The organism is Actinophytocola algeriensis, from assembly GCF_014203735.1.
Classification (GTDB): Bacteria; Actinomycetota; Actinomycetes; order Mycobacteriales; family Pseudonocardiaceae; genus Actinophytocola; species Actinophytocola algeriensis.
Map to the genome: position 1 here is coordinate 75,672 of NZ_JACHJQ010000009.1, position 20,141 is coordinate 95,812.

At 70.0% G+C, this 20,141-nt stretch carries 25 protein-coding genes, 1 tRNA gene and 4 pseudogenes; 17 read left to right on the top strand and 13 right to left on the bottom strand.

Annotated elements, in window-relative coordinates:
- Positions 1 to 254: 254 nt before the first annotated feature.
- The 4 genes and pseudogenes from FHR82_RS36360 to FHR82_RS36370 form a co-directional block, all read right to left on the bottom strand.
- Positions 255 to 1,289 carry an NAD-dependent epimerase/dehydratase family protein gene (locus FHR82_RS36360; protein WP_184815181.1) on the bottom strand — a complete coding sequence of 345 codons (1,035 nt, stop codon included), beginning with the start codon at positions 1,287 to 1,289 and terminating at the stop codon, positions 255 to 257.
- Between the two features lie 54 nt (positions 1,290 to 1,343).
- The gene (locus FHR82_RS46795; protein WP_225944054.1) at positions 1,344 to 1,499 is read right to left on the bottom strand and encodes a hypothetical protein; all 156 of its coding nucleotides are present in this window, start codon (positions 1,497 to 1,499) and stop codon (positions 1,344 to 1,346) included.
- A 482-nt stretch (positions 1,500 to 1,981) separates the two neighbouring features.
- A pseudogene (locus FHR82_RS48290) lies at positions 1,982 to 2,101 on the bottom strand (FAD-dependent monooxygenase); the annotation flags it as partial.
- 103 nt (positions 2,102 to 2,204) lie between these two features.
- Positions 2,205 to 3,123: pseudogene (locus tag FHR82_RS36370) on the bottom strand (IS5 family transposase).
- Positions 3,124 to 3,193: 70 nt separating this feature from the next.
- Between FHR82_RS36370 and FHR82_RS47765 the strand changes: the two are divergent.
- The 3 genes from FHR82_RS47765 to FHR82_RS36385 are packed head-to-tail and all read left to right on the top strand — an operon-like array spanning position 3,194 to position 4,771.
- On the top strand, positions 3,194 to 4,114 hold the full coding sequence (locus FHR82_RS47765) for a TetR/AcrR family transcriptional regulator C-terminal domain-containing protein (protein WP_184815182.1): 921 nt from the start codon (positions 3,194 to 3,196) through the stop codon (positions 4,112 to 4,114).
- Between the two features lie 4 nt (positions 4,115 to 4,118).
- The gene (locus FHR82_RS36380) at positions 4,119 to 4,613 is read left to right on the top strand and encodes a MogA/MoaB family molybdenum cofactor biosynthesis protein (protein ID WP_184815183.1); all 495 of its coding nucleotides are present in this window, start codon (positions 4,119 to 4,121) and stop codon (positions 4,611 to 4,613) included.
- The gene (locus tag FHR82_RS36385) at positions 4,613 to 4,771 is read left to right on the top strand and encodes a hypothetical protein (RefSeq protein ID WP_184815184.1); all 159 of its coding nucleotides are present in this window, start codon (positions 4,613 to 4,615) and stop codon (positions 4,769 to 4,771) included. Before FHR82_RS36380 ends, FHR82_RS36385 begins: the two co-directional genes overlap by 1 nt.
- Positions 4,772 to 5,186: 415 nt before the next feature.
- On the opposite strand, the pseudogene mscL reads toward FHR82_RS36385, so the two are convergent.
- Both mscL and FHR82_RS36395 read right to left on the bottom strand, forming a co-directional pair.
- Positions 5,187 to 5,573 (bottom strand): annotated as a pseudogene (gene mscL / locus FHR82_RS36390) (large-conductance mechanosensitive channel protein MscL); the annotation flags it as partial.
- A gap of 471 nt (positions 5,574 to 6,044) precedes the next feature.
- Positions 6,045 to 6,647: an SAF domain-containing protein gene (locus FHR82_RS36395; RefSeq protein WP_184815186.1), complete on the bottom strand. Its 603-nt coding sequence runs from the start codon at positions 6,645 to 6,647 to the stop codon at positions 6,045 to 6,047.
- 99 nt (positions 6,648 to 6,746) lie between these two features.
- Between FHR82_RS36395 and FHR82_RS48125 the strand changes: the two genes are divergently transcribed.
- Complete coding sequence (locus tag FHR82_RS48125) at positions 6,747 to 6,932, top strand: hypothetical protein (protein WP_376706474.1); 186 nt, start codon at positions 6,747 to 6,749, stop codon at positions 6,930 to 6,932.
- Positions 6,933 to 6,946: 14 nt separating this feature from the next.
- Here FHR82_RS48125 and FHR82_RS48130 read toward each other — a convergent pair.
- Both FHR82_RS48130 and FHR82_RS36405 read right to left on the bottom strand, forming a co-directional pair.
- Positions 6,947 to 7,087: pseudogene (locus FHR82_RS48130) on the bottom strand (FmdB family zinc ribbon protein); the annotation flags it as partial.
- 100 nt (positions 7,088 to 7,187) lie between these two features.
- Positions 7,188 to 7,796: a 5-formyltetrahydrofolate cyclo-ligase gene (locus tag FHR82_RS36405; RefSeq protein ID WP_184815188.1), complete on the bottom strand. Its 609-nt coding sequence runs from the start codon at positions 7,794 to 7,796 to the stop codon at positions 7,188 to 7,190.
- Positions 7,797 to 7,820: 24 nt separating this feature from the next.
- Between FHR82_RS36405 and FHR82_RS36410 the strand changes: the two genes are divergently transcribed.
- From FHR82_RS36410 to FHR82_RS36430, 5 genes are all read left to right on the top strand, one after another.
- The gene (locus tag FHR82_RS36410) at positions 7,821 to 8,747 is read left to right on the top strand and encodes a UTP--glucose-1-phosphate uridylyltransferase (RefSeq protein WP_184815189.1); all 927 of its coding nucleotides are present in this window, start codon (positions 7,821 to 7,823) and stop codon (positions 8,745 to 8,747) included.
- Between the two features lie 23 nt (positions 8,748 to 8,770).
- On the top strand, positions 8,771 to 9,994 hold the full coding sequence (glp, locus tag FHR82_RS36415) for a molybdotransferase-like divisome protein Glp (RefSeq protein ID WP_184815190.1): 1,224 nt from the start codon (positions 8,771 to 8,773) through the stop codon (positions 9,992 to 9,994).
- On the top strand, positions 9,987 to 10,655 hold the full coding sequence (locus FHR82_RS36420; protein WP_311771447.1) for a GNAT family N-acetyltransferase: 669 nt from the start codon (positions 9,987 to 9,989) through the stop codon (positions 10,653 to 10,655). Before glp ends, FHR82_RS36420 begins: the two co-directional genes overlap by 8 nt.
- Positions 10,656 to 10,776: 121 nt before the next feature.
- Complete coding sequence (gene sepX, locus FHR82_RS36425) at positions 10,777 to 11,640, top strand: divisome protein SepX/GlpR (protein ID WP_184815191.1); 864 nt, start codon at positions 10,777 to 10,779, stop codon at positions 11,638 to 11,640.
- Positions 11,641 to 11,672: 32 nt separating this feature from the next.
- Positions 11,673 to 11,745, top strand: a tRNA-Ala gene (locus FHR82_RS36430).
- A gap of 203 nt (positions 11,746 to 11,948) precedes the next feature.
- Here the strand turns inward: FHR82_RS36430 and FHR82_RS36435 are convergent.
- Positions 11,949 to 12,305, bottom strand: a complete 357-nt coding sequence (locus tag FHR82_RS36435) for a hypothetical protein (protein ID WP_192772876.1) — start codon at positions 12,303 to 12,305, stop codon at positions 11,949 to 11,951.
- A 129-nt stretch (positions 12,306 to 12,434) separates the two neighbouring features.
- On the opposite strand from FHR82_RS36435, the gene FHR82_RS46810 reads away from it, so the two are divergent.
- The 3 genes from FHR82_RS46810 to FHR82_RS36445 are packed head-to-tail and all read left to right on the top strand — an operon-like array spanning position 12,435 to position 13,948.
- Positions 12,435 to 12,569, top strand: coding sequence for a hypothetical protein (locus FHR82_RS46810; RefSeq protein ID WP_260418166.1), 135 nt, complete (start codon positions 12,435 to 12,437; stop codon positions 12,567 to 12,569).
- 54 nt (positions 12,570 to 12,623) lie between these two features.
- Entirely contained in the window at positions 12,624 to 13,064 is a 441-nt protein-coding gene (locus FHR82_RS36440; protein WP_184815193.1) for a hypothetical protein, read from the top strand.
- Positions 13,061 to 13,948 carry a TIGR01777 family oxidoreductase gene (locus tag FHR82_RS36445; RefSeq protein WP_184815194.1) on the top strand — a complete coding sequence of 296 codons (888 nt, stop codon included), beginning with the start codon at positions 13,061 to 13,063 and terminating at the stop codon, positions 13,946 to 13,948. Before FHR82_RS36440 ends, FHR82_RS36445 begins: the two co-directional genes overlap by 4 nt.
- A 32-nt stretch (positions 13,949 to 13,980) precedes the next feature.
- On the opposite strand, the gene FHR82_RS36450 is transcribed toward FHR82_RS36445, so the two are convergent.
- The gene (locus FHR82_RS36450; protein ID WP_184815195.1) at positions 13,981 to 14,385 is read right to left on the bottom strand and encodes a YbaB/EbfC family nucleoid-associated protein; all 405 of its coding nucleotides are present in this window, start codon (positions 14,383 to 14,385) and stop codon (positions 13,981 to 13,983) included.
- Between the two features lie 239 nt (positions 14,386 to 14,624).
- On the opposite strand from FHR82_RS36450, the gene FHR82_RS48135 reads away from it, so the two are divergent.
- The 3 genes from FHR82_RS48135 to FHR82_RS36465 all read left to right on the top strand — a co-directional run bounded on the left by FHR82_RS48135 (position 14,625) and on the right by FHR82_RS36465 (position 16,965).
- Entirely contained in the window at positions 14,625 to 14,813 is a 189-nt protein-coding gene (locus tag FHR82_RS48135; RefSeq protein WP_376706467.1) for a hypothetical protein, read from the top strand.
- 2 nt (positions 14,814 to 14,815) lie between these two features.
- Positions 14,816 to 16,099, top strand: a complete 1,284-nt coding sequence (locus FHR82_RS36460) for a C2 family cysteine protease (RefSeq protein WP_184815197.1) — start codon at positions 14,816 to 14,818, stop codon at positions 16,097 to 16,099.
- Between the two features lie 80 nt (positions 16,100 to 16,179).
- On the top strand, positions 16,180 to 16,965 hold the full coding sequence (locus FHR82_RS36465) for a hypothetical protein (protein ID WP_184815198.1): 786 nt from the start codon (positions 16,180 to 16,182) through the stop codon (positions 16,963 to 16,965).
- A 36-nt stretch (positions 16,966 to 17,001) separates the two neighbouring features.
- On the opposite strand, the gene FHR82_RS36470 is transcribed toward FHR82_RS36465, so the two are convergent.
- Positions 17,002 to 17,610 (bottom strand): TetR/AcrR family transcriptional regulator, encoded by a 609-nt coding sequence (locus FHR82_RS36470; protein WP_221464747.1) that lies wholly within the window; start codon positions 17,608 to 17,610, stop codon positions 17,002 to 17,004.
- An 85-nt stretch (positions 17,611 to 17,695) separates the two neighbouring features.
- Between FHR82_RS36470 and FHR82_RS36475 the strand changes: the two genes are divergently transcribed.
- Entirely contained in the window at positions 17,696 to 18,685 is a 990-nt protein-coding gene (locus FHR82_RS36475) for an NAD-dependent epimerase/dehydratase family protein (protein ID WP_221464748.1), read from the top strand.
- 9 nt (positions 18,686 to 18,694) lie between these two features.
- Here the strand turns inward: FHR82_RS36475 and FHR82_RS36480 are convergent, their stop codons facing one another.
- Positions 18,695 to 19,015 (bottom strand): hypothetical protein, encoded by a 321-nt coding sequence (locus FHR82_RS36480; protein WP_184815201.1) that lies wholly within the window; start codon positions 19,013 to 19,015, stop codon positions 18,695 to 18,697.
- Positions 19,016 to 19,019: 4 nt separating this feature from the next.
- Positions 19,020 to 19,424 (bottom strand): MerR family transcriptional regulator, encoded by a 405-nt coding sequence (locus FHR82_RS36485; RefSeq protein WP_184815202.1) that lies wholly within the window; start codon positions 19,422 to 19,424, stop codon positions 19,020 to 19,022.
- 28 nt (positions 19,425 to 19,452) lie between these two features.
- Here FHR82_RS36485 and FHR82_RS36490 point away from each other — a divergent pair, with 28 nt between their 5' ends.
- The gene (locus tag FHR82_RS36490) at positions 19,453 to 20,139 is read left to right on the top strand and encodes a methyltransferase domain-containing protein (RefSeq protein ID WP_184815203.1); all 687 of its coding nucleotides are present in this window, start codon (positions 19,453 to 19,455) and stop codon (positions 20,137 to 20,139) included.
- Positions 20,140 to 20,141: the final 2 nt, after the last annotated feature.

Genomic DNA, 20,141 nt, shown 5'->3' on the forward strand with positions numbered 1-20,141 from the left:
GGCGGCCTCCGGCCCCCGGATTCCAGTTTAGTCGTGGAGACCGACAATTCTGGATGGTTGTACACAGGTGACGGTGGGCGTGGCCTCCGGCCCCCTCGAACCACTTTACGGGATGGGGCTGACAATTCCGGGCCGTTGCCCCGGGCCTGTGGACAAGTGGGCGTGCTGTGGACAACCGGGCGTTCCCCGTGACGCGGGCGACTGGTTGTGTCGGTGCCCTGCTCTACGCTGGTGATCGGGGGCCGGCGGCCGCCTCAGGCGCGGGAAGCCGGGGCTCGTAGTGGGGCTGTCGCGAAGTCGGCGATTCCTTGTTCGAACGTCACCTTTGCCGTGAAGCCCAGTTTTTCCCTTGCCGCGCTTGGATCCGCCACCACGTGCCGCACGTCGCCCGGGCGGGTTCCTCCCACCACCTCGGGGGCTGGGCCGTCGCATGCCTTCGCCAGCTCCTCGGCCAGTTCGCCCACTGTGTGCGGGGTGCCCGAGCAGATGTTCAACGGGGTCAGCGTTCCGTTCTCGGGCATTGCTTCCACCGCTGATACGTTGGCCTGGGCCACATCCGTCACGTGGACGAAGTCCCTGCGCTGGTTGCCGTCCTCCAGCACCGTCGGGGCCTCGCCGCGTTCCAGTGCTGACCTGAACAGGGACGCCACGCCCGCATACGGGGTGTCCCTCGGCATTCTCGGGCCGTACACGTTGTGGTACCTCAGCGCCCACACACCACCACCGGTCTGCCTCGCCCACGCCGAGGCCAGGAACTCCTGCGCTGCTTTCGTTGCCGCGTAAGTGCTTCTCGGGTCGATCGGAGCGTTTTCCGGGACCAGGCCAGGCGTGAGCAGAGTGCCGCACGTCGGGCACGGTGGGTCGTACGGGCCTTCGGGGCTGCGTGGGCCTGGTTGGACGACGCCGTGGGCCGGGCATTCGTAGCGGCCTTCTCCGTACACCACCATGGACGACGCCAGCACCAGTCGGTGCACGCCCGCCTCGTGCATGGCGCTCAGCAGTACCGCGGTGCCGAAGTCGTTGTGCAGCACGTAGTCCGGTGCGTCGGCCGGGGACACGCCGTGCCCCACCATCGCCGCCTGGTGGCACACGACGTCCACCTCTGCCAGGAGATCCGCCAGCAGGGCTGGATCCCGGACGTCACCCACCACGCCCTCGAAGTCCGCCGGGCCGCCGTGTGCTTGTGGCAGCAGGTTGTCCACCAGCACGGTCTCGTGGCCGTGTGCGGACAGCGCCTCCGCTACGTGGGATCCGATGAAGCCGGCGGCGCCGGTGACCAACACTCGCATGTCGGTGACGGTAGGGGCGGCACCGGCGTCCGGGCGAGGGTTGGCCCCGGCACGTCACCGAACCGTCAGATTTGTGTAGTCGCGCAGCGCCACGTTGTCCGGGGAGTCCTCCGCCGTGTCCGCCGCGGCCAGTGCGTCGTACATCTCCTGCGTCGGCTGCATGCCGAACATGTCCCTCGCCTGCCTGCCCATCGCCTGGGTCGCCGTCACGTAGTCGCGTAGTGCGGCTTCGTACTCCGCGAAGGCCTGCTCGTGAGTGTCTTGTGTGGACAGTTCGCCCGCCAGCACGTACGCCCCAGCAGCGCCTGCGAGGTGCCGCGGCCCGACATGGGCGACGCGCAGTAGCCGGCGTCACCCACCAGTGCCACGCGGCCCGTCGACCAGGTGGGCATGGTGATCTGGCCCAGCTCGTCGAAGTAGAAGTCGGTCGCCGACGGCATGGCCGCCAGCAGGTCCTGTGCTCGCCAGCCGACCTGTGCGAAGGCCGTACGTACCGCGTGCTGCTGGGCGTCCCGGTTCCTCGGCACGTCCTGCGCCGGGAACATGAACATCACGCGTGCCTCCGTGTTGTGCTTGCTCGCGAAGACGTTCACCGAGCGGTCGCCCGCCACGTGGGACAGGCCCGAGTAGTCCAGGTTCAGGAAGTTGGCCGTGCTGAACGTCGCGAAGGCGTAATCCATCGGGTGGGAAGGGCCGCCGGGGCGGACAGCGGCCGCGCGTTCCACGATCGTCGCCCGCATGCCGTGGTGGTGCAGCCAGTACGCCGGGGCCGGGCCCGCGACGCTCGCCCCCGAGATCAGCACGTGCTTCATGGTGTCTCCCTTCGGCGATCGTGTATGTACATTGTATCTGTACTAGTGCACTGCGCTTTTGGCCGGAAATGGCGAGCAGGTGCACTAGGGCGTGTCCCGTGGATCATGGAACGGGATCTTTGAGCCAGATCCGGATGGACGCGACGTCGATGGTGGCCTGATACATGAAGTCGCGTTTGTCGTAGCGGGTGGCCACCGCCCGGAAACTCTTGAGCTTGTTGATACACCGCTCAGCGGTGTTGCGCTGCTTATAGCGCTCGGAGTCGAAAGCGGGCGGTCGTCCTCCGCGGCTGCCGCGCTTGGCGCGGTAGCGGATCTGGTCGGCCTTCTCCGGAATTGTCGCGGTGATCCCACGCCGACGGCACTGTTCACGGATGGTCTTGCTGGAGAACGCCTTGTCCCCCAACAGGTGCCCCGGTGTGGTGCGGGGACGCCCCGGACCGGGGCGCTCGATCCGGATACCGTCCATCACCGCGGCGAAAGCTGTTGAGTCATGCCGATGACCGGCCGTGGTGACACGCGAGATCGGACGTGCCCGCGAGTCACCGGCCAGCACGATCTTCGTGGTCAACCCACCCCGAGACCGCCCCAACGCCTCCCGCTCCGCGACCTGTTCCGCGGACAGTACGACGAAATTCTTGTCATTCGACAGACCCCCCTGTGTGGGCAGCAGGGCCGTGGCGGGCACCCGCGGCGTGCTGGTGGGCACGCACCACGGTCCCGTCCACCGCCACCGCCCAGTCCGGACCCTCCGGCAGGTCACACCCACGGCGCAACTCATCGAGGATGTCCACCCACACACCCTCAACCGCCCACCTGTAGTGCCGGTTATAGATCGTCTTCCAATTCCCATACTCGGCGGGCACATCCCGCCACGCCACACCCGCCCGCGTCCGCCACAACACCGCGTTGATCACCTGCCGGTGATCCATCCACCGACCACCCCGACACGGCGTCCGATCCGGCAACAACGGCTCCAGCCGCGCCCACTCCCCATCAGTCAAGTCATGCCGATCAAACATGACCTAGGTTCTACCGAACACACCCACCAAGATCCACGGGACACGCCCTAGTGCGGGAGAGGGGACTTCGGTGGCTGACTCGGCGGAGATCGTGGCGAGCATCCAGCGGCGCATCGCCTCCGGTGAGCTGAAGCCGGGGGACCGGGTGCCGTCCACGCGGCAGATCACCAAGCGGTGGGGTGTCGCCATGGCGACCGCCACGCGGGTGCTCACGACCCTGCAGCAGGACGGTCTCGTGGTCGCGCGGCCCGGGATCGGCACGGTGGTCGCCAGTGGTCCGCCCGCTCCGGCGCCCCGTCCTCGGCACGTGCCGCCGGAGATCGACCGGGCCGACGTGATCAGGACCGCCATGGGCATCGCCGACGCGGAGGGCTCGCCCGCGGTGTCGATGCGGCGGGTCGCGACCGAGCTGGGGGTGGCGACCATGTCGCTGTACCGGCACGTGACCGGCAAGGACGACCTGCTGGAGCGGATGGTCGACACCGCGTTCGGCGACCACCGGCTCACGTCGCCGTCGCCGGACGACTGGCAGGAGGCGCTCGAAACCGGGGCCCGCACGCTGTGGCGGATCTTCCGGCGGCACCCGTGGGCGGCGCAGGTGATGTCCCTCACCCGGCCACAGCTCACGCCGCACGCGCTGGCCTACACCGAGTGGGTGCTGAGCGCGCTGGACAAGGCCGGGGTCGCGCCCCGGCACATGTTCCAGGTGCACCTGACCGTGTTCAGCTACGTGCGCGGACTGGCCGTCAGCCTGGAACCGGAGGCCGTGGCCGAGCAGGAGACCGGCCTGACCTACAGCGAGTTCGTCGACACGCAGGACGCCGCGTTCACCGAGCTGGTCACCTCCGGCGCGTACCCGGCGTTCCAGGTGATCGCCGCCGGTGCCGACTTCGATCTGGATCTCGACGAGCAGTTCGAGTTCGGCTTGCGACACCTGCTCGCCGGGCTGGCCGGGTTGCCGGTGGGAGAGCGGCAGGCCCGGCTACGGTGAGCGCATGGAACGGAGCGCGCAACGGCTCGGCAGAGCCCTCATCGTGATTGTGGACGACCGGGTGGCGCACGGGGAGCACGAGGACACCGTCGGGCCGCTGGTCACCGAGCTGTTGGAGGAGAACGGGTTCATCGTCGACGGCACCGTCGCGGTGGCCGGGGAGAACGTGGTCATCCGCAACGCGCTGAACACCGCAGTGATCGGTGGTGTCGACGTGGTCGTCACGGTCGGCGGCACCGGTGTGTCGCCGCGCGACGTGACCCCGGACGCCACCCAGGGCGTGCTCGACCGCCCGATCCCGGGCATCGCCGAGGCGATCCGGTCGTCCGGGCTCGCCGCGGGTGCCCTGGACGCGGGCATCTCGCGCGGGCTCGTCGGGATTTCCGGCAGCACGCTGGTGGTCAACCTCGCCGGGTCGCGATCGGCGGTGCGCGACGGGATGGCGACGCTGTCCGCGCTCGTCCCCGCGGTGATCGACCAGCTCTCGGCACTGGACTGATGCCGGACCGGCCGCGGCGGGACCCCGAACCCGACCTCGACGAGATCTTCGGCGACGTGCTCCCGTCGACGACGTCCGACGAGCGCGACCCGACGCCGCCGGACGACCGCGACGACTGGTACGAGCGGGAACGCCCGCCCCACCACGACCGCGATTAGTGTTGCGTTCACCAGTTGAACCCGCCCATGGCCAACGCCGCGAAAGCGCCTTTCACAGCACAACCGGACGTCGTCAGCCCCACACCACACCCGAGGCAAAGAGCCCGTCCGGCGAGGACTAAGCACCCCGTGCAGAACGTCCGGCGAGGACAACCACGAACCCATCCCGGCCCACGTAAGTGGACACAGCGCTAGCAAGCCGACATGACAGAGCGCCGAGCAGGAGTCCTGCCCGGCGCTCTGTGCTTTGTCAGTACGGCCGCTGCGGCGGTGGCGGCCCCTGGGGCGGAGGCCCCTGAGGCGGCGGGCCCTGCGGTGGCGGGCCTTGTGGCGGCATCCCGCCCTGAGGTGGGAAGGGGTGCTGCGGACCCTGTGGCGGCATGGGCGGCTGCTGCACTCCCATGGGCACTCGCTGTTGCTGCTGGCTCAGGAGGTCCCGGATCTCGGTGAGCAACTCGACGTCGGTCGGCTCGGAGGGGCCGGCCTCCTCGCCGCGCCTGCGCCGGTCCTGGATCTTCTTCATGGGCATGACGATCAGGAAGTAGACGACCGCCGCGACGATCAGGAAGTTGATGACCGCGGTGATGATCGCGGCGAAGTCGACCGTCGACTCGGGGTTGCCCGTGACGATGTTCCACGAAAGGCCGGAGACGTTCGCGCCGCCGATGGCCGCGATGAGCGGCTTGATGAAGTTGTTGGCGATGGCGGTCACGATCGCCGTGAACGCGGTGCCGATGATCACCGCGACGGCCAGGTCCATGACGTTCCCGCGCATGAGGAAGTCCTTGAAACCCTTGAGCATCGGCGGGCTCCTTTCGTTGGTCTGCCGAGGGAGCGTAATGACCTACGGAGTGTGCTCCCCGGCGGGAGCCAACCCACCCATGGCTCACCCGATCGTGGCCTCGTTGCCGTCTGGGCAAACCGAGCTCGGTTTCTCTCTCTGACCGGCGGCATCGCACTGCCCGCACCGGCCGAGGACGCGGCTCGGCGGCTAGGCAGGTGCTGGACGGCCGGCGGTGTTTGTCAGGTGGGTCTCTGCAGGACTCCTCTCGCGCAGGGTCAGTCGAGGGTTGGGCTCGGGGCCGAGCGACGGGTTCTGGCTCGGCACGGGCGGCAAGGTGGCCGACTGGGCCGGGCTGAGTGCCAGTAGTGGCCGGACGGCTGGGTTCGGTCGGATGGGGCTCGGCTGGTTGCCGGTGGGCTGGGCTCGGTCGGACAGGGCCTGGGCTCGGCTGGTTTCCGGCGGGCTCGTTCGGCTCGTCGGGAGTCCGGGTCAGCGGAGGGTGACCGCCACCGGTTGTCCCAGGGAGGCTGCTGCCACGCGGGTCGCCTCCTCTCGGGGCAGGGCCAGCACCACCAGGTGGCCCTCCGCTGCCTCGTCCGCCGGGCGGACGGTCACGACCGTCGCGTTGGTGGCCAGGACCTCGGCTCGCGACGACGGGGACACCGTCACCACGTCCACGCGTAAGCCCGCGGTCAGCAGGCTCGCCACCGCTGGGTCGGCCAGGCGGAACGGGACGGCCGCCGCCGACGGGTCGCCTGAGGTGAGGCGCGTGTTCTCGCGGCCGAGCAGGCGTGCGCCCGTCAGTGGCTCACCGGCCGTGGTCGCGGCCGCCAGCACCCGGCCCCGCGCCTGTGCGGGGTCGGTCAGTGCGGCCTTCGGGCGTAACGACGGCGGTAGCCGCGACACCGTCAGGTCGGCGTCGGACAGGGTCGTGCCCGGGGTCAGGTCCCGGGCGGCCGTCAGCATCGGGACCGTGCCCGTGTCGCGGGGTTGCGGGCGGATCGCCAGCGCGGCCGCGGCCAGCACCAGCAGCACGGCGACCAGGCGGCGGATCGCGAGTCTGCGGGGCCAGCCGCGGAGGGGGAGCTTCATGGCGCCGACGGTACGGCGGGAAGACGACACAACCGCCCTTGTTACCGGGCGGTTGTGGACAACTCAGTGGGCTGTGGACAACTCCGTCAGGAGGCGACCTTGTCCGTCGACGACGAAGACGAGGACGACGACGAGGACGACGCCGTGGAGGTCGTCGAGGACTTGTCTGACGAGGACTTGTCCGACGAAGACTTGTCCGACGAGGACGACGTCGACGACTTGTCCGCGGCGGACGAAGCCGCCGTGGCCGCCGACTTGCTCTCCGAACGGCTGTCCGTCCGGTAGAAGCCGCTGCCCTTGAACACCACGCCCACCGAGCCGTACAGCTTGCGCAGCTTGCCGCCGCACTCCGGGCACTCGGTCAGCGAGGCGTCGCTGAACGACTGCACCGCGTCGAACCGGTGGTCGCACGCCGTACACGCGTACTGATAAGTGGGCACCGGTGGCTCCCTTTCCCCAAGTAGCTGGCACTCATAACGGTGGAGTGCTAATCCAATGATGCGTCAACGCGGGCCCGGAGCGCAAACAGCCTCCAGCGATTCACACGAAGCGCAACAGCCCGCGGTTGGGCGTGAGCACCGCCGTCATCCGCACGTCGTGCGGCTCGGTCGGCAGCGCCTCGAAAATCTCCTGGTCACGCACCACGGCCACCAGGTGTGTCCCGGTGGCCGTGTCCGCGAGCGATCGATCGTAGTGACCAGCGCCACGTCCGAGGCGTACGCCCTCCCGGTCCACCGCGAGCGCGGGCACGAGCACGAGATCGGCGATCCGCAACGCGAACGACCCCAGCAACTCGCCGATCGGCTCCCGCAGCCCGTAAGGTCCGGGGCGCAGCGAATCTCTACCCTGGTACCAGCCCCAGTCCAGCGGGCCATTACCGGTGACCACCGGCAGCAGGACCCGTGCGCCGAACTCGGCGAGGTCCTCCAGCATCTGCGCGGACCCCGGCTCGGAACCGATCGGCACGTACGCGCACACGGTCTGCCCCGGCCGGACGATCCGGCCGCTGGTCAGGTGTGTCGACAGGGAGATGGCCTCGGAGAACCGGACAGCTCCCGGCACCCGTCTGCGTTCGGCGAGCAGCTCTTTGCGCCACCGCCACTTGGTGTGTGCGGCTGACTGACTTGGATCACTCCCAGGCCGGGCCACGACATGAGGTTAGAGTCGCTGTCCATGGCGCAATCCACCGCAGTCACTTCCGGCCACGGCGCCGCCCAGGCCGCAGGCATCCGAACCGCCATCGTTCCGGCCGCCGGCCTGGGCACGAGGTTCCTGCCGACCACCAAGTCCGTACCGAAAGAGCTGCTCCCGGTCGTCGACACGCCCGGCATCGAGCACGTCGCCACCGAGGCCGCGGAAGCCGGGTTCGAGCGGCTCGTCATCGTGACCTCGCCGGGCAAGGAAGCCGTCGCACAATATTTCCAGTCGCAACCGGAGCTGGAAGAGGAGCTGCGCAGCCGCGGCAAGGAGAAGCTCGTCGAGAAGATCCGGCGCGCGCCGGGGCTGATGGCCAAGGTCGAGACCGCCATCCAGGACAAGGCGCTGGGCCTCGGGCACGCGATCGGTTGCGCGGAGCCCAACCTCGACGACGACGAGAAGGCCGTCGCCGTACTCCTCCCCGACGACCTCGTGCTGCCGCGCGGCGTCCTCGGCCGGATGCTCAACGCCCGCGCCAAGCACGGCGGCACCGTCCTGTGCGCGTTCGACATCCCCCGCGACCAGATCTCCGCGTACGGCGTGTTCGACGTCGAGGACACCGACGACCCGGACGTCAAGAAGGTCAACGGCATGGTGGAGAAGCCGCCCGCCGACGAGGCGCCGTCGACGTTCGCCGCCGCGGGGCGCTACCTGCTGGACCGGGCCGTGTTCGACGCGATCAAGCGCATCGAGCCGGGCGCGGGCGGCGAGCTCCAGGTGACCGACGCGATCGCGCTCATGATCAGCGAGGGACACCCCGTGCACGTCGTCGTGCACCGGGGCGGGCGTCACGACCTGGGCAATCCTGGGGGTTTCCTGCGTGCCGCCGTGGACTTTGCGCTCTCCGACCCCGAGTATGGGCCTGATCTGCGTGAGTGGTTGCGCGGGCGTATCGAGGAGTAGCCGAGCACGGTGAGGTCACCGCGATGAGGTCAGTCGACGAGCAGCTCGGACGCGCGCTCGCCGCCGCAGTACGGCCTGCGCCGGTGCGGGTGGCGATCTCCGAGGCGCAGGGGCTCCTGTGCGCTGAGGAAGTCGTCGCCGAGCGGGCGTTACCCGGCTTCGACCAGGCGGCGGTGGACGGCTACGCGGTCCGCAGCGTCGATGTGCAGGCGGCGGGCACCGACCCGGTGCTGCTGCCGGTCGTCGGCGAGATCGCGGCCGGGTCCCGGCAGCCGCGCAGACTCCAGCCAGGGCAGGCCGTGCGGGTCGTCACCGGCGCGCCGCTGCCCACGCTCGCCGACGCCGTCGTGCCGCTCGGCCACACCGACGGCCACCACGCGCGTGTCACCGTCAACCAGCCGGTGCCGTCGGCCGCGTTCGTCCGGCGCACCGGCGAGGACGTGCAGACCGGTGACGTCGCCGTGCGCCGCGGCTCCGCGATAGGCTCGGCACAGGTCGGGCTGCTCGCCGCCGTCGGCAGGGCCAAGGTGCTCGTGTACCCGCGGCCGAGGGTGTCGGTGATCTCGCTCGGCGACGAGCTGGTCGACATCGACCGCACCCCCGGCCAGGGCCAGGTCTACGACGTCAACTCGTACTCGCTCGCCGCCGCCGCGCGTGACGCCGGTGCCGAGGTCAACCGCGTCGGCGTCGTGGCGACCGACTCGCGGCGGCTGCGGGAGACCATCGAGGGCAGGCTGCTGCTGAGCGAGATCGTGGTCATCGCGGGCGGGGTCGGTGGTGAGCTGGCGCAGGAGATCCGCTCGTCGCTGTCCGACCTCGGCGACATCGACATGACCCGCGTCGCCATGCATCCCGGTTCCGTGCAGGGGTTCGGGCGGCTCGGTCCGGACGCCGTGCCGACGTTCTTCCTCCCCAGCAACCCGATGAGCGCGCTGATCGTGTTCGAGGTGTTGGTGCGGCCGCTGATCCGTGCCGCACAGGGGAAGCGGAACCCGCACCGGCGCCAGATCACCGCTCGGCTACTGTCCCCGATCGTGTCGGTGAAGGGACGCCGCGGTTACCTGCGCGCGCAGCTGCTCCGGGACGAGAGCAACGGCGAGTACCTCGCCCAGCCGCTCGGCCAGTCGGGGTCGCACCTGCTCGCCTCGCTCGCCGAGGCCAACTGCCTGATCCTCGTGGACGAGGAGACCACCGAGGTCGTAGTGGGTGAAGAAGTCCAGGTCAGTTTCCTGGCCCAACGTGGCTGAGCGGTTGAGCCACCGCCAGGGCCCGGTCGGCCGCCATCCCGGCTGGCCCGCCCGCCTCGGACCGCTTCGTGTCGGCGCCGGCGTGCTCGCGGTTCGCAAGCCCAAACTCTCCGACGCGGCGGCGTGGAGCCGGATCCGCCGCCGCGACCGCCGCCACCTCGAGGCGTGGGAACCCACCGCGCCCGGCGACTGGGACAACAACAACGCCGCGTTCGCCTGGCCCGGCCAGTGGTCCACGCTCCGCGGCCTCGCGCGGCGCGGCATGTCGCTGCCGTTCGTGATCACCGTCGACGGGGACGTCGCCGGGCAGGTGACCGTCGGCAACGTCGTCCGAGGGTCGCTCTGCTCCGCGTGGATCGGGTACTGGGTCGGCACGCACGCCGTCGGTGGCGGGGTCGCCACCGGGGCCGCCGCGCTCGTTGTCGACCACTGCTTCCGGGAGGCCGGGCTGCACCGGCTCGAGGCCACCGTGCGGCCGGAGAACGCGCCCAGCATCCGGGTGCTCACCAAGCTCGGCTTCCGCGAGGAAGGCCTCTTCCGAAGATATCTCGACGTCGCGGGTGCCTGGCGCGACCACCTCTGTTACGCATTGACCACAGAGGACGTTCCGAGTGGACTCGTGGCCCGGATGGTGGCCGAAGGGCGCGCTGAGCACCTCTAACCCGGTCTCATCACCCGGACGCGCGTCGGCGCGCCTCCGACACTGCTGTGACTGTTGTGACTAACGTGGCACGGGAGTTCGTACAAAAAGTCACATGTCTGCGCGGGGGAGGTGCCGAGACATGCCGAGCTCGCTTGTCGTGGTCGCGCTCGTGATCGCGTGGCTCGCCGTCCTCGTGCCGATGATCGTGCGCAAGCGGCAGGAGGTGGCGAAGACCGGCGACTCGGAGATGGGCGCGCGCGTACTGCGCAGCGGGAACGGAGAGGCGGACACGGGGGTAGAGCCCGACACGTTCGACGCGGAGCTCGACACGTTCGACACGGAGGAGGCCGCCGTGCACGAAGACGATGCCATCCGGGAAGATTTCGAGGAAGAATCGGTGGCGCAGGTCACAGATGCCTCGGAGGATGTGCCGGATGACGACGCGGACCAGGCCGACATGAGCTACTACGAGGACTACCCGCGCCGCTACCGTCCCGGCAGAGGCGGCTTCGACCCCGAGGCCGCCGCCGTCATCGCGCGTGCCAGATACGCCTTCCGGCAGCGCATCGTCCTCGCCATGATCATCGGCGCCGTCCTCACCGCGATCGGCGCCACCGTCTTCTACACCCCGCTGTGGTGGGCCCACGGCGCGATCGACCTCGTCCTCGTCACCTACCTCGGGTACCTCCGCCGCCAGGTCCGCATCGAGAACGAGATCCGCGAACGCCGCCTCGCCCGGATGCAGCGCGTCCGGCGCGCCCAGGCCCTGGCCCGGCCGCGGTACGTCGAGGACGAGCCGAGGACCGTCGAGGAGTACGTCGAAGAGGCCTACCACGACGAAGAGGAGCCCGTCGCCCGCCGCGAACGCGTGCTCGACGGACCTCCCACACCGGTCACCCACCGCGGCAACGCCGTGCTCGTCGATGTCGACGACGAGGACCCCGCCTTCGAGGACCTCGACGACCCCGGCAACTTGCCCTACCGGCGTGCGGTGGGCGAGTGAGGGTCTGATACGCTTCCCCAGCACACAGACCAGGGGCTGTAGCGCAGTTGGTAGCGCGTCTCGTTCGCATCGAGAAGGTCCGGGGTTCGATTCCCCGCAGCTCCACAGATGAACCCTCAGCGGTACCCTCAGAACGTCGCAAACGCAGGTCAGCGGCTTGTAGGGGTACCGCTGTTGTGTGTCTGATGGCCTGTCCCCCAGGTGTCCAACCGCGTGGGGGCCGACGATGTTGTCGTCCGCGCGGTGTTCATCGGGGATGCGTTTGCCGCCCGTGACGTCTGACCATGCGGATCAGGACACCGGCAACGTCAGGCACACCACCAGGAGACCGATGCCGCCGGCCATCGTCCATCCCCAGTCGCGGTCCGTGGTGTAGGCGACGGGCCTCCGGCGTCGTCGTGCAGGCGCACGTCGGCGATCTCGGCGGGCATCGGGTCAGTGCGGGAGACGCGTACCTCGTCGCGCAACTCGATGCCGGTGCGGGTGATCGTGCCTTCGTGGCTGACGAAGTCACCGATCCAGGTGCAGCCGTCCTTGGTGCAGTCGCGGTCGGTTGGGGTGAAGGTGCCGGACGGGCCATCCGCCAGCGCGGACCGGCCGTCCAGGCCACCCTTGATCAGGCCGCCGCCACCGCCGAGGCCGATGAGGGCAACGAACACGATCATGAACCAGATGAACACCCTCCCGCCTCGTGTCAGCGGCTTCTGTCGCCTCGGCGCAGTCATGGCGCACAACCTGTCACGTGCTCGAAAAGCGGCCGTGATGATGATCCTCACCATTGGATGGAACAGCCCATGGGGCATGTGAGCCGTTGTTACGGTCGCCGTGATCGGCGGGGCCGCACCGGACTGGTCGCCGTCTCGGCCGTCCAGGACGGCGAGCTCGACTACACACTCGACGTGAAGGTGGACAGCCAGCCGATGGGCTGAGTGTCACCGGGCCGATCACCGGTCGCATGTGCCGGAGGTGAAGGGGTGACCGGGATGATGGTGCTTGTCGAGCTGGCGTACCTGGTGCTGACGACACTGTGGCTGGGGTCGATGGTCTACAGCCTGGTCGTAGTGCAACCCAGGATCGCCAGATTCTTCCGGGATGACGAGCGGCGCGAGGAGTTCCTGCTCTCCTTGGCCGACGGCAACCGGTGGCCAGTCGTCGCGCTCATCGTCGGGCTGGTGCTCAGCGGCGGTGTCGTCGCGCTCGCCGGCTCCGGGGCGGTGTCCACCGGCTACACCGTGGCCGTGGGGCTTGACCTGGTCGCGGCCGGGATCTTCGTCGACGTCTCGTGGCGACACTGGCCAGCTCGGGTTTTCGCGCTGCCCGAGGAGCTGCCCGGGTTCCGCCGTCGGCTGACTGTGCGTGCGACGACCATGACAGCCCTGGTCGGAGTGTCCTATGTGGTCGCGATGGCGGTGAGCCTGCGATGAGGATCGTGATCGCGGGTTCGAGTGGCCTGATCGGGACCGCGCTGCGCCGGTCGTACGCGGCCGACGGGCACACCGTGATCCGGTTGGTCCGCAGGGAACCCGCCGCCGGCGACGAACGGCGCTGGGACCCCGCTGCTTCGCCGGACCCCGGATTGCTGGCCGGCGCCGACATCGTGGTCAACCTCGCCGGCGCCGGGCTCGGTGAGCGCAGGTGGACGCCCGCGTACCAGGAGGTACTGCGGCGCAGCAGGATCGACACCGCGCACGCGCTCGCCGTGATGACCGCGCAGGCCGACCCGCCACCCCGGATCCTGCTGTCGGCATCGGGAATGCGCTACTACGGCGTGGACCGCGGTGACCTCGAGCTGACCGAGACCGCCGACTCCGCCCGGTCCGGGTTCCTGCCCGAAGTCACCCGGGAATGGGAACAGGCCACCGAACCGGCCACGATCCCGGTGTGCCACCTGCGCATGGGTCTCGTGCTGGCCCGCGACGGTGGGGTCCTTGCCCAGTTGCTGCCGTTGTTCCGCAAGGGACTCGGCGGCAGGCTGGGTTCCGGCCGCGAGTACTGGAGCTACGTCGGCCTCACCGACGCCGTGCGCGCCGTCCGGTTCCTCGCCGAGTCGCCCGGTGCGCGGGGCCCGTACAACATCACCACGCCGAACCCGGTTCGCAGCATCGAGTTCACCCGCACCCTGGCCAGGGTGGTCGGCCGGCCCGCCGTGCTGCGCGTACCCACCTGGGCCATGCGGCTGGCCCTGGGCAAGGTCGCCCCCGAGGTGCTCGGCAGCCTGCGCGTGCTTCCGACCCGTCTGACCGAGGCCGGGTTCCGCTTCACGCAGCCGGAACTGCAACAAGTACTGCGCCACGAACTCATGCGCTGAGCCACAGGCCGAGGGTGGCTTGTTGCTCGGGCTCACCAGGTGCGGTCGCTGTTGTAGACCGAGTCCACGAAGTTGTCGTCGTCGCTGTCGTCAGCGCGGTCTGTTCTGTGTGTCTGGGGTGTGGTTCTCGGGGTGGGGTTGGCCTGGGTGTCGCGCAGGGTGTCCAGCGCGGTGGCTACGCGGGGGTCCGTGCGGAACGTCTCCAGGTGGTCGGTCAGTGCTGCTTCCGCTTTGTTCTGGGCCGCCTGCTGGGTGGTCAGGATCAGGGTGGCCAGGGTGTCCGGGCTCAGTTTCAGCGCGTTCGCGGACAGGTGGAGCGCTGTTTGCCGCCTTGCCGTTGCTTCCGCTCGGACGGTGCCGTCCGGTGACTCCGCCGAGTGGGGCGCGGTGAGGGATGACTGGACGTCCGCCAGGCTCGAGTGGATGGCATCAGGCACCCGGTCAGGATAGAGCGGTCACGCTCGTTCTTTGTCGTTTCCCCTCGGTTCGGGTGGTCGTTCGAGTAGCCTCAGCGGCGATTTGAGTCGGTCGACGAGCTTGGCGTGGAGGGGCGATGCCCGACGCTTTTCAGGTGCAGCCTGGTTTGTTGCGCAGCGCGGCCGGGTCGGTCGAGGAGTGCTGCCAGCGGATCGAGTCGGGGCGGAAGTCGGGTGCGGCCGCCAGGGTGAGTTCCGGCATGGCCGGGTTCGCTGTCGCCGGTGCCTGCGAGTCCGCGGGTGAGGCGTCGGGTACGGCGTTCTCCGGGGTCGCCAGGTCGTGGCGGGCGTGGTCGGGTGCCGCGTCCGGTGGCGCCGCGGATTACGAGCAGGTCGACGCGGGCAGCAAGTCCGCGATCCTCGGCGCGGCCGCGGAGCTGGTGGTGTGACGATGGCGATCGGCAAGGCGCAGGCGCTGGAAGGCGACGTGGGTGCCCTTCGCGCCCAGGCCGAGGAGTTCCGCGTCAACGGCAAGCTGCTGCGGGACGGGAACGAGACCGCGGTCCGGGTGCTCGGCGACCTGCTGGGCACCTGGTTCGGCGACGCCGCCAACGCGGCGGACGAGTCCATGGGCCGGGCCGAGCAGCAGGTCCGCAAGCTCTCCGACGCCCACTCGGACGCCGCCGACGCCGCCGACGCGGGCGCGGCAGGCATCGAGGGCTACCAGTCACTCGCGCGTGCGGCCATCCTCCGCGCCGAGTCCGAAGACTTCACGGTGGCCGAAGACGGGTCGGTGACCGCCCCGTCGGCCTTGCTGTACGTCCGCGGCGACGCCGACCCCGAGCAGGTGGTCACGGCCCAGCACGCCCTGGACGAGAAGGCGCGCCAGTACGAGACGACGATCAAGCAGAACCTCGCCGGCATGGCGACCGAGGACGCGGAAGCCGCAGCGGCGATCAGCAGCGCGTTCGAGGGTCTGTCCGAAGAGGACATGAACCCGGAGGGCCCGCCGACCGACCACGGCACGGAAGACCGCTCCGGCGACCCGCTCTACCCCAACGGGGAGCCGAGCCTCGCCGACATCAGCCAGGGCAACTTCGGCGACTGCTGGTTGCTGGCGGCGCTCGGCTCGACCGCGCTCACCGACCCGCAGAAGATCAAGGACCTCATCACCGACAACGGTGACGGCACCTACACCGTGCACTTCCAGGACGGCGACGTCACGGTCAACGACGACGCGTTGCTGGACCAGGGCGACGACCAGGGCAAGTGGGTCGCGATCATCGAAACGGCGTACGCCGAGCACGAGGGCGGCACGTACGACGAGATCGAGGGCGGGGACGCCAACGAGGCGTACGAGGACCTCTTCGGCGCCAACACCGGCAGTTTCGATCCCGACTCCACCAGCGACCTGTTCTTCGGGGACAACAAGTCACCTGGCGACTCGTACGACGAGATGCGGGAGGCCCTCGACGACGGGCGGCCGGTCACCGCGAGCGTGAACGGGCGGATCGGCATCGACGGTGGACACGCGTTGATCGTCACCGACGTGTACGAACGCGACGGCAAGCAGTACGTCGAACTGATGAACCCGTGGGCCTCGAACAACGACGCGATCATCAACGGCGTCGAGGAGGCAGGCGGAGAGGCCTACAGCGACGGGAGGATCGTCATGAACATGGACGACTTCTCCGAGGAGTTCTACAAGGTTCGCTACGTAGAGGACTGGGATTAGTGAAGCGGGCAGGGACCGTGGTCGCCATCCTGTCGGCGATGGCGGCCGGTGCCTGCTCAGCAGACCAGAAGGAGCAACCGATGCGGACCGAAACCACGACCGCCGAACGGCAGGCCGGCGGCGGCGACCAGGCGACCGACCCGGCCGAGCCGATCACGGAGCTGGTCGCGGACGCCGATCTGATCGTGACGGGCACGGTCGTCGAGGTCGCACCGGCCTCGGGCGCTACCGGCGCGCCAACCTTCGACCGGCAGACCGCGACGATCGAGGTCGAGTCCAGCCTGAAGGGCGCCGTCGCGCCGGGAAAGCTGGCGATCACGAAGCCGGAGTCGTCCTACTTCCTCGCCGAGGCCTCGGCCGCGTCGAGCGACCGCAAGGCCCGCTCCGGTGGCATCTTCGTTCTGCGGAACACCGGTGACACGCCCACGCTCCTCGGCCACGTCGGCGTCCACGACCACGAGTTCGCGGCGCAGTGGTTCGCCCGTGTGCTCGCCGGCCTGCCCGCCAAACTCCCGCCGCCCACCGGCAACCAGCTGGCGGAGTGGGTCACCAGGGCGGACGTGATCGTGTTCGCCGCCGCGACCGGTGCCGCGGGCCGCGTCGAGACGCACACGCCGCGGCTCGACTGGGCCGAGACCGGGACGCTGGAGCCGATCGAGGTGCTCAAGGGGGAGCTGGCCGGCCCCATCGAGGTGGCCAGGGGACCGCAGCCGACGCTTCCCGGCGGCACGTGGGCGTTCCCGGTCCAGAAGGAACGGACCGGGGTGTTCTTCCTCGACACGTCGAGCCAGCCGCCGACGGTCATCAACACGGCCGCGCCCTGGGAGGTCGCCACCACCCAGGTCCGGCAGCTGCTACGACGTTGACCGGGAGCGGAACCGGGTTCCGGTCGCTGGTCCTGCCTATGCCGGCTCGTCGCGCACCATGAACGTGGTGACCAGGCGGGCGATCTGCCGGGTCAGTTCCTCCGGGTCGTCCGTGTGGTGGGCGAGGTGGCCGTCCAGCCACAGTGACGCCAGCCCGTGGACCAGGCTCCACAGCGTCAGCGCCAGCACGTCCTTGTCCACCGGCTTCATCACGCCAGCGGCCACGCACGCCTCGACCGTGTCGTCCAGGACCGTGAACGCCTCCTCGCCTGCCTCCTCGCCCTGCGGGCTCTTGTGCGACTTCTTCAGCTCCGGGCGGAACATGAGCTGGAAGTAGGCCGGGTTGCGCTGGGCGAAGAGCACGTACGCCTCGATCATCGCGGGCAGCGCAGCGGCCGGGCCGGGCGCACCGGCCTTCGCGTCGCAGAGTTCCGCGGCCAGGCGGCGGAAACCCTCGTCCGACAGCGCGGTCAGCAGCGCCGCGCGGTCGGGGAAGTGGTGGTATGGCGCACCCGGGCTGACCCCCGCCGCACGGGCCACCTGCCGCAGGCTCACCGCGCCGATGCCCTCGGACTCGATCAGCTCGAGGGTCGCCGCCAGCAGCGCCTCCCGCAGCGCGCCGTGGTGGTAGTTCGTCCTGGTCACGTGACGAGCGTAGGTTGCCGGATCCGCACACCTCATGTATACAGTGCTCAGATTATCTGAACGGCGCATAGATGAGGGGTTCGTCGTGGCGGAGCGGGTGTTGGTGACGGGTGCGTCCGGGTACATCGCGCGGCAGGTGATCGCGGACCTGCGAGCGCACGGGTACGCGGTGCGGGGGACCGCGCGGCGGCCGGTCGACGGGCTGGACGACGTGGTGACGGCCGACCTGGCGGCCGACGCGGGCTGGGCGGAGGCGGTGGCGGGGTGCGACCACGTGCTGCACGTGGCGTCGCCGTTCCCGGTCGGGAGGCCCAACTCGGACGACGAGCTGGTGCGGCCCGCGGTCGACGGGACGTTGCGGGTGCTGCGGGCGGCGGTGGCCGCGGGGGTGAAGCGGGTGGTGCTGACGTCGTCGACCTCCGCGATCGCGAGTGGCCACCGCGACGGCCGGGTCCGGACCGAGGCCGACTGGTCCGATGTGGACCGCAGCCCGGCGTACGCGAAGAGCAAGACCCTCGCCGAGCGGGCGGCGTGGGACTTCGCGCGGGAGTCGGGGCTGGAGCTGGTGGCGCTGAACCCCGGGCTGGTGCTGGGGCCGCTGACGGGGCCGGGCGTGAACACGTCGGTGGACGTGGTGCGCAGGCTGCTGGTCCGCGACGTGCCGGGGTCGCCGAAGATCGGGTTCTCGCTGGTGGACGTGCGGGACGTGGCGGTGGCGCACCGGCTGGCGATGGAGTCGCCGATCGCGCCGGGCAACCGGTACATCCTGGCGGGCGACCACCTGGGGATGCGGGAGATCGCGGCGGTGCTGGCGGAGGAGTTCAACCCGCGCGGCTACCGCGTGCCGACCGGCTCGATGCCGACGTGGCTGCTGCGGCTCGTCGCGCTGTTCGACCCGTCGGTCCGGCAGGCGCTGGACTTCGTGGGACGTCCGGAGCTGGTCACCGCGGAGAAGGCACGCAGTGAGCTGGCATGGACCATGCGCCCGGCCCGCGACACCATCATCGACACGGCGAACAGCCTCATCGACATGGGCGTGGTGGCGATCCGGTCGAAGAAGGAAGTGGCGGTCTAGTTCTCCGGATCAGTCGATCAGGTCCGCCGCGTCCATGGCCACGCCCGCCAGTTCCACGGGGAGCGCGACCACGACGCCGTCGCCGTCCGGGATGCCGCGTTCCCGGATGGCCAGGCCGATCAGCGCGAGGGTGCCCGCGAGGTGGCGGGTGCGGCGGTCGGCGAGGGGTTCCGGGTCCACCAGCGGCACGGTGTCGTCGCGTTCCCACGCGGCCACCGCGCGCTGGGCCAGCTCCGCCGGGAGGCGGACCTGCACCGGCGGCAGGGCCGCCGCGCGCAGGAACACGCCCAGCTCGGCGAGGGTCGCCGCCTCCGTCGTACGTGTGTTCATGACATCAGGATCGCGGTGGTGGCAGGTCCTCGCATCCGGGAACGTCCCGGATGAGACCCCGGAAGTTCTCGCACGCCATCAGGTCGTCATGCTGACACGTCAGCCCGCCCTCGATCATGGCGAGCGCCGCCTGTGCGCGGGCGATCCGCTCCCGCAGTACGGCGCAGTGGTGGGCCGTGACCTCGTGCCTGACCGCCGCGGTGCCCGCGGACAGCATCGAGCGGATGTCCGCCAGCCCGAAGCCCGCTTCCTTCGCCAGCAGGATCGACGCGACCCGGTACAGGTCCGCGTCCGTGTACCGGCGGCGGTCGCCGTTCCGCGCGGGTGAGAGGAGGCCCTCCGACTCCCAGTGCCGCAGCACGTGCGTCGGCAGCCCGAAGCGGGACGCGACCTCACCGATTGACTTCATGTCGACATTAAGTCGCAGCATGGGGGGCATGTCCACACTCCTGAACCTCCTCGACGCGTTCGACGAGCTGCCGCAAGCCACTGACCTGCGCACACGTTCCTACCGCGACCTCGGTGACACCGTCGTCGACGTCGGCTGCGGCGGCGGTCGCGCGGTCGGGGAGCTGGCCGCGCTCGGGAAGAAGGCGATCGGCGTCGACCTCGACCCGGAGATGATCGAGGTCGCGGCGACACGGTGGCCCGCGGGTGAGTTCCACGTCGGCGACGCCACCGCGCTGCCCCTCGACGACGCGTCCGTCACCGGCTACCGCGCCGACAAGGTCCTCCACGTCCTCGCCGACCCCACTCCGGCGCTCACCGAGGCCTGGCGTGTGCTGCGGCCGGGCGGCCGGGCCGTGCTCACCGGCCAGGACTGGGACGCGATCGTCATCGACTCGGCCGACCCCGCCCAGACCCGTGCGCTCGTCCACGCCCGAGCCGATGGCCTCCCGAATCCGCGCGTCGCCCGGCAGTACCGGAACCTCCTGCTGGACCACGGGTTCACCGGCGTCACCGTGGCGGCGCACCTGGTGGTGTTCACCGGCGAACCGGCGCTTCCGGTGCTGGCGAGCATGGCCGAGGGGCCGTGGCTCGACGAGCAGGCCGCCCGTGCCGCCCGCGACCGGGTGTTCGTCGCCGTCCCCGTGTTCCTAGCCGCTGGGACTCGTGGTGGTTGAGT

Excerpts from the sequence above, each read along its gene's own strand:
- sepX (WP_184815191.1), top strand. The coding sequence starts at position 10,777 with ATGCCGAGCTCGCTTGTCGTGGTCGCGCTCGTGATCGCGTGGCTCGCC.
- FHR82_RS36485 (WP_184815202.1), bottom strand. The coding sequence starts at position 19,424 with ATGAAGTCAATCGGTGAGGTCGCGTCCCGCTTCGGGCTGCCGACGCAC.
- glp (WP_184815190.1), top strand. The coding sequence starts at position 8,771 with ATGAGGTCAGTCGACGAGCAGCTCGGACGCGCGCTCGCCGCCGCAGTA.
- FHR82_RS36435 (WP_192772876.1), bottom strand. The coding sequence starts at position 12,305 with ATGATCGTGTTCGTTGCCCTCATCGGCCTCGGCGGTGGCGGCGGCCTG.
- FHR82_RS36490 (WP_184815203.1), top strand. The coding sequence starts at position 19,453 with ATGTCCACACTCCTGAACCTCCTCGACGCGTTCGACGAGCTGCCGCAA.
- FHR82_RS36410 (WP_184815189.1), top strand. The coding sequence starts at position 7,821 with ATGGCGCAATCCACCGCAGTCACTTCCGGCCACGGCGCCGCCCAGGCC.
- FHR82_RS36445 (WP_184815194.1), top strand. The coding sequence starts at position 13,061 with ATGAGGATCGTGATCGCGGGTTCGAGTGGCCTGATCGGGACCGCGCTG.
- FHR82_RS36460 (WP_184815197.1), top strand. The coding sequence starts at position 14,816 with ATGGCGATCGGCAAGGCGCAGGCGCTGGAAGGCGACGTGGGTGCCCTT.
- FHR82_RS48135 (WP_376706467.1), top strand. The coding sequence starts at position 14,625 with ATGGCCGGGTTCGCTGTCGCCGGTGCCTGCGAGTCCGCGGGTGAGGCG.
- FHR82_RS36480 (WP_184815201.1), bottom strand. The coding sequence starts at position 19,015 with ATGAACACACGTACGACGGAGGCGGCGACCCTCGCCGAGCTGGGCGTG.
- FHR82_RS36465 (WP_184815198.1), top strand. The coding sequence starts at position 16,180 with ATGCGGACCGAAACCACGACCGCCGAACGGCAGGCCGGCGGCGGCGAC.
- FHR82_RS36380 (WP_184815183.1), top strand. The coding sequence starts at position 4,119 with ATGGAACGGAGCGCGCAACGGCTCGGCAGAGCCCTCATCGTGATTGTG.
- FHR82_RS36360 (WP_184815181.1), bottom strand. The coding sequence starts at position 1,289 with ATGCGAGTGTTGGTCACCGGCGCCGCCGGCTTCATCGGATCCCACGTA.
- FHR82_RS36385 (WP_184815184.1), top strand. The coding sequence starts at position 4,613 with ATGCCGGACCGGCCGCGGCGGGACCCCGAACCCGACCTCGACGAGATC.
- FHR82_RS36395 (WP_184815186.1), bottom strand. The coding sequence starts at position 6,647 with ATGAAGCTCCCCCTCCGCGGCTGGCCCCGCAGACTCGCGATCCGCCGC.
- FHR82_RS46810 (WP_260418166.1), top strand. The coding sequence starts at position 12,435 with ATGGGGCATGTGAGCCGTTGTTACGGTCGCCGTGATCGGCGGGGCCGC.
- FHR82_RS36440 (WP_184815193.1), top strand. The coding sequence starts at position 12,624 with ATGATGGTGCTTGTCGAGCTGGCGTACCTGGTGCTGACGACACTGTGG.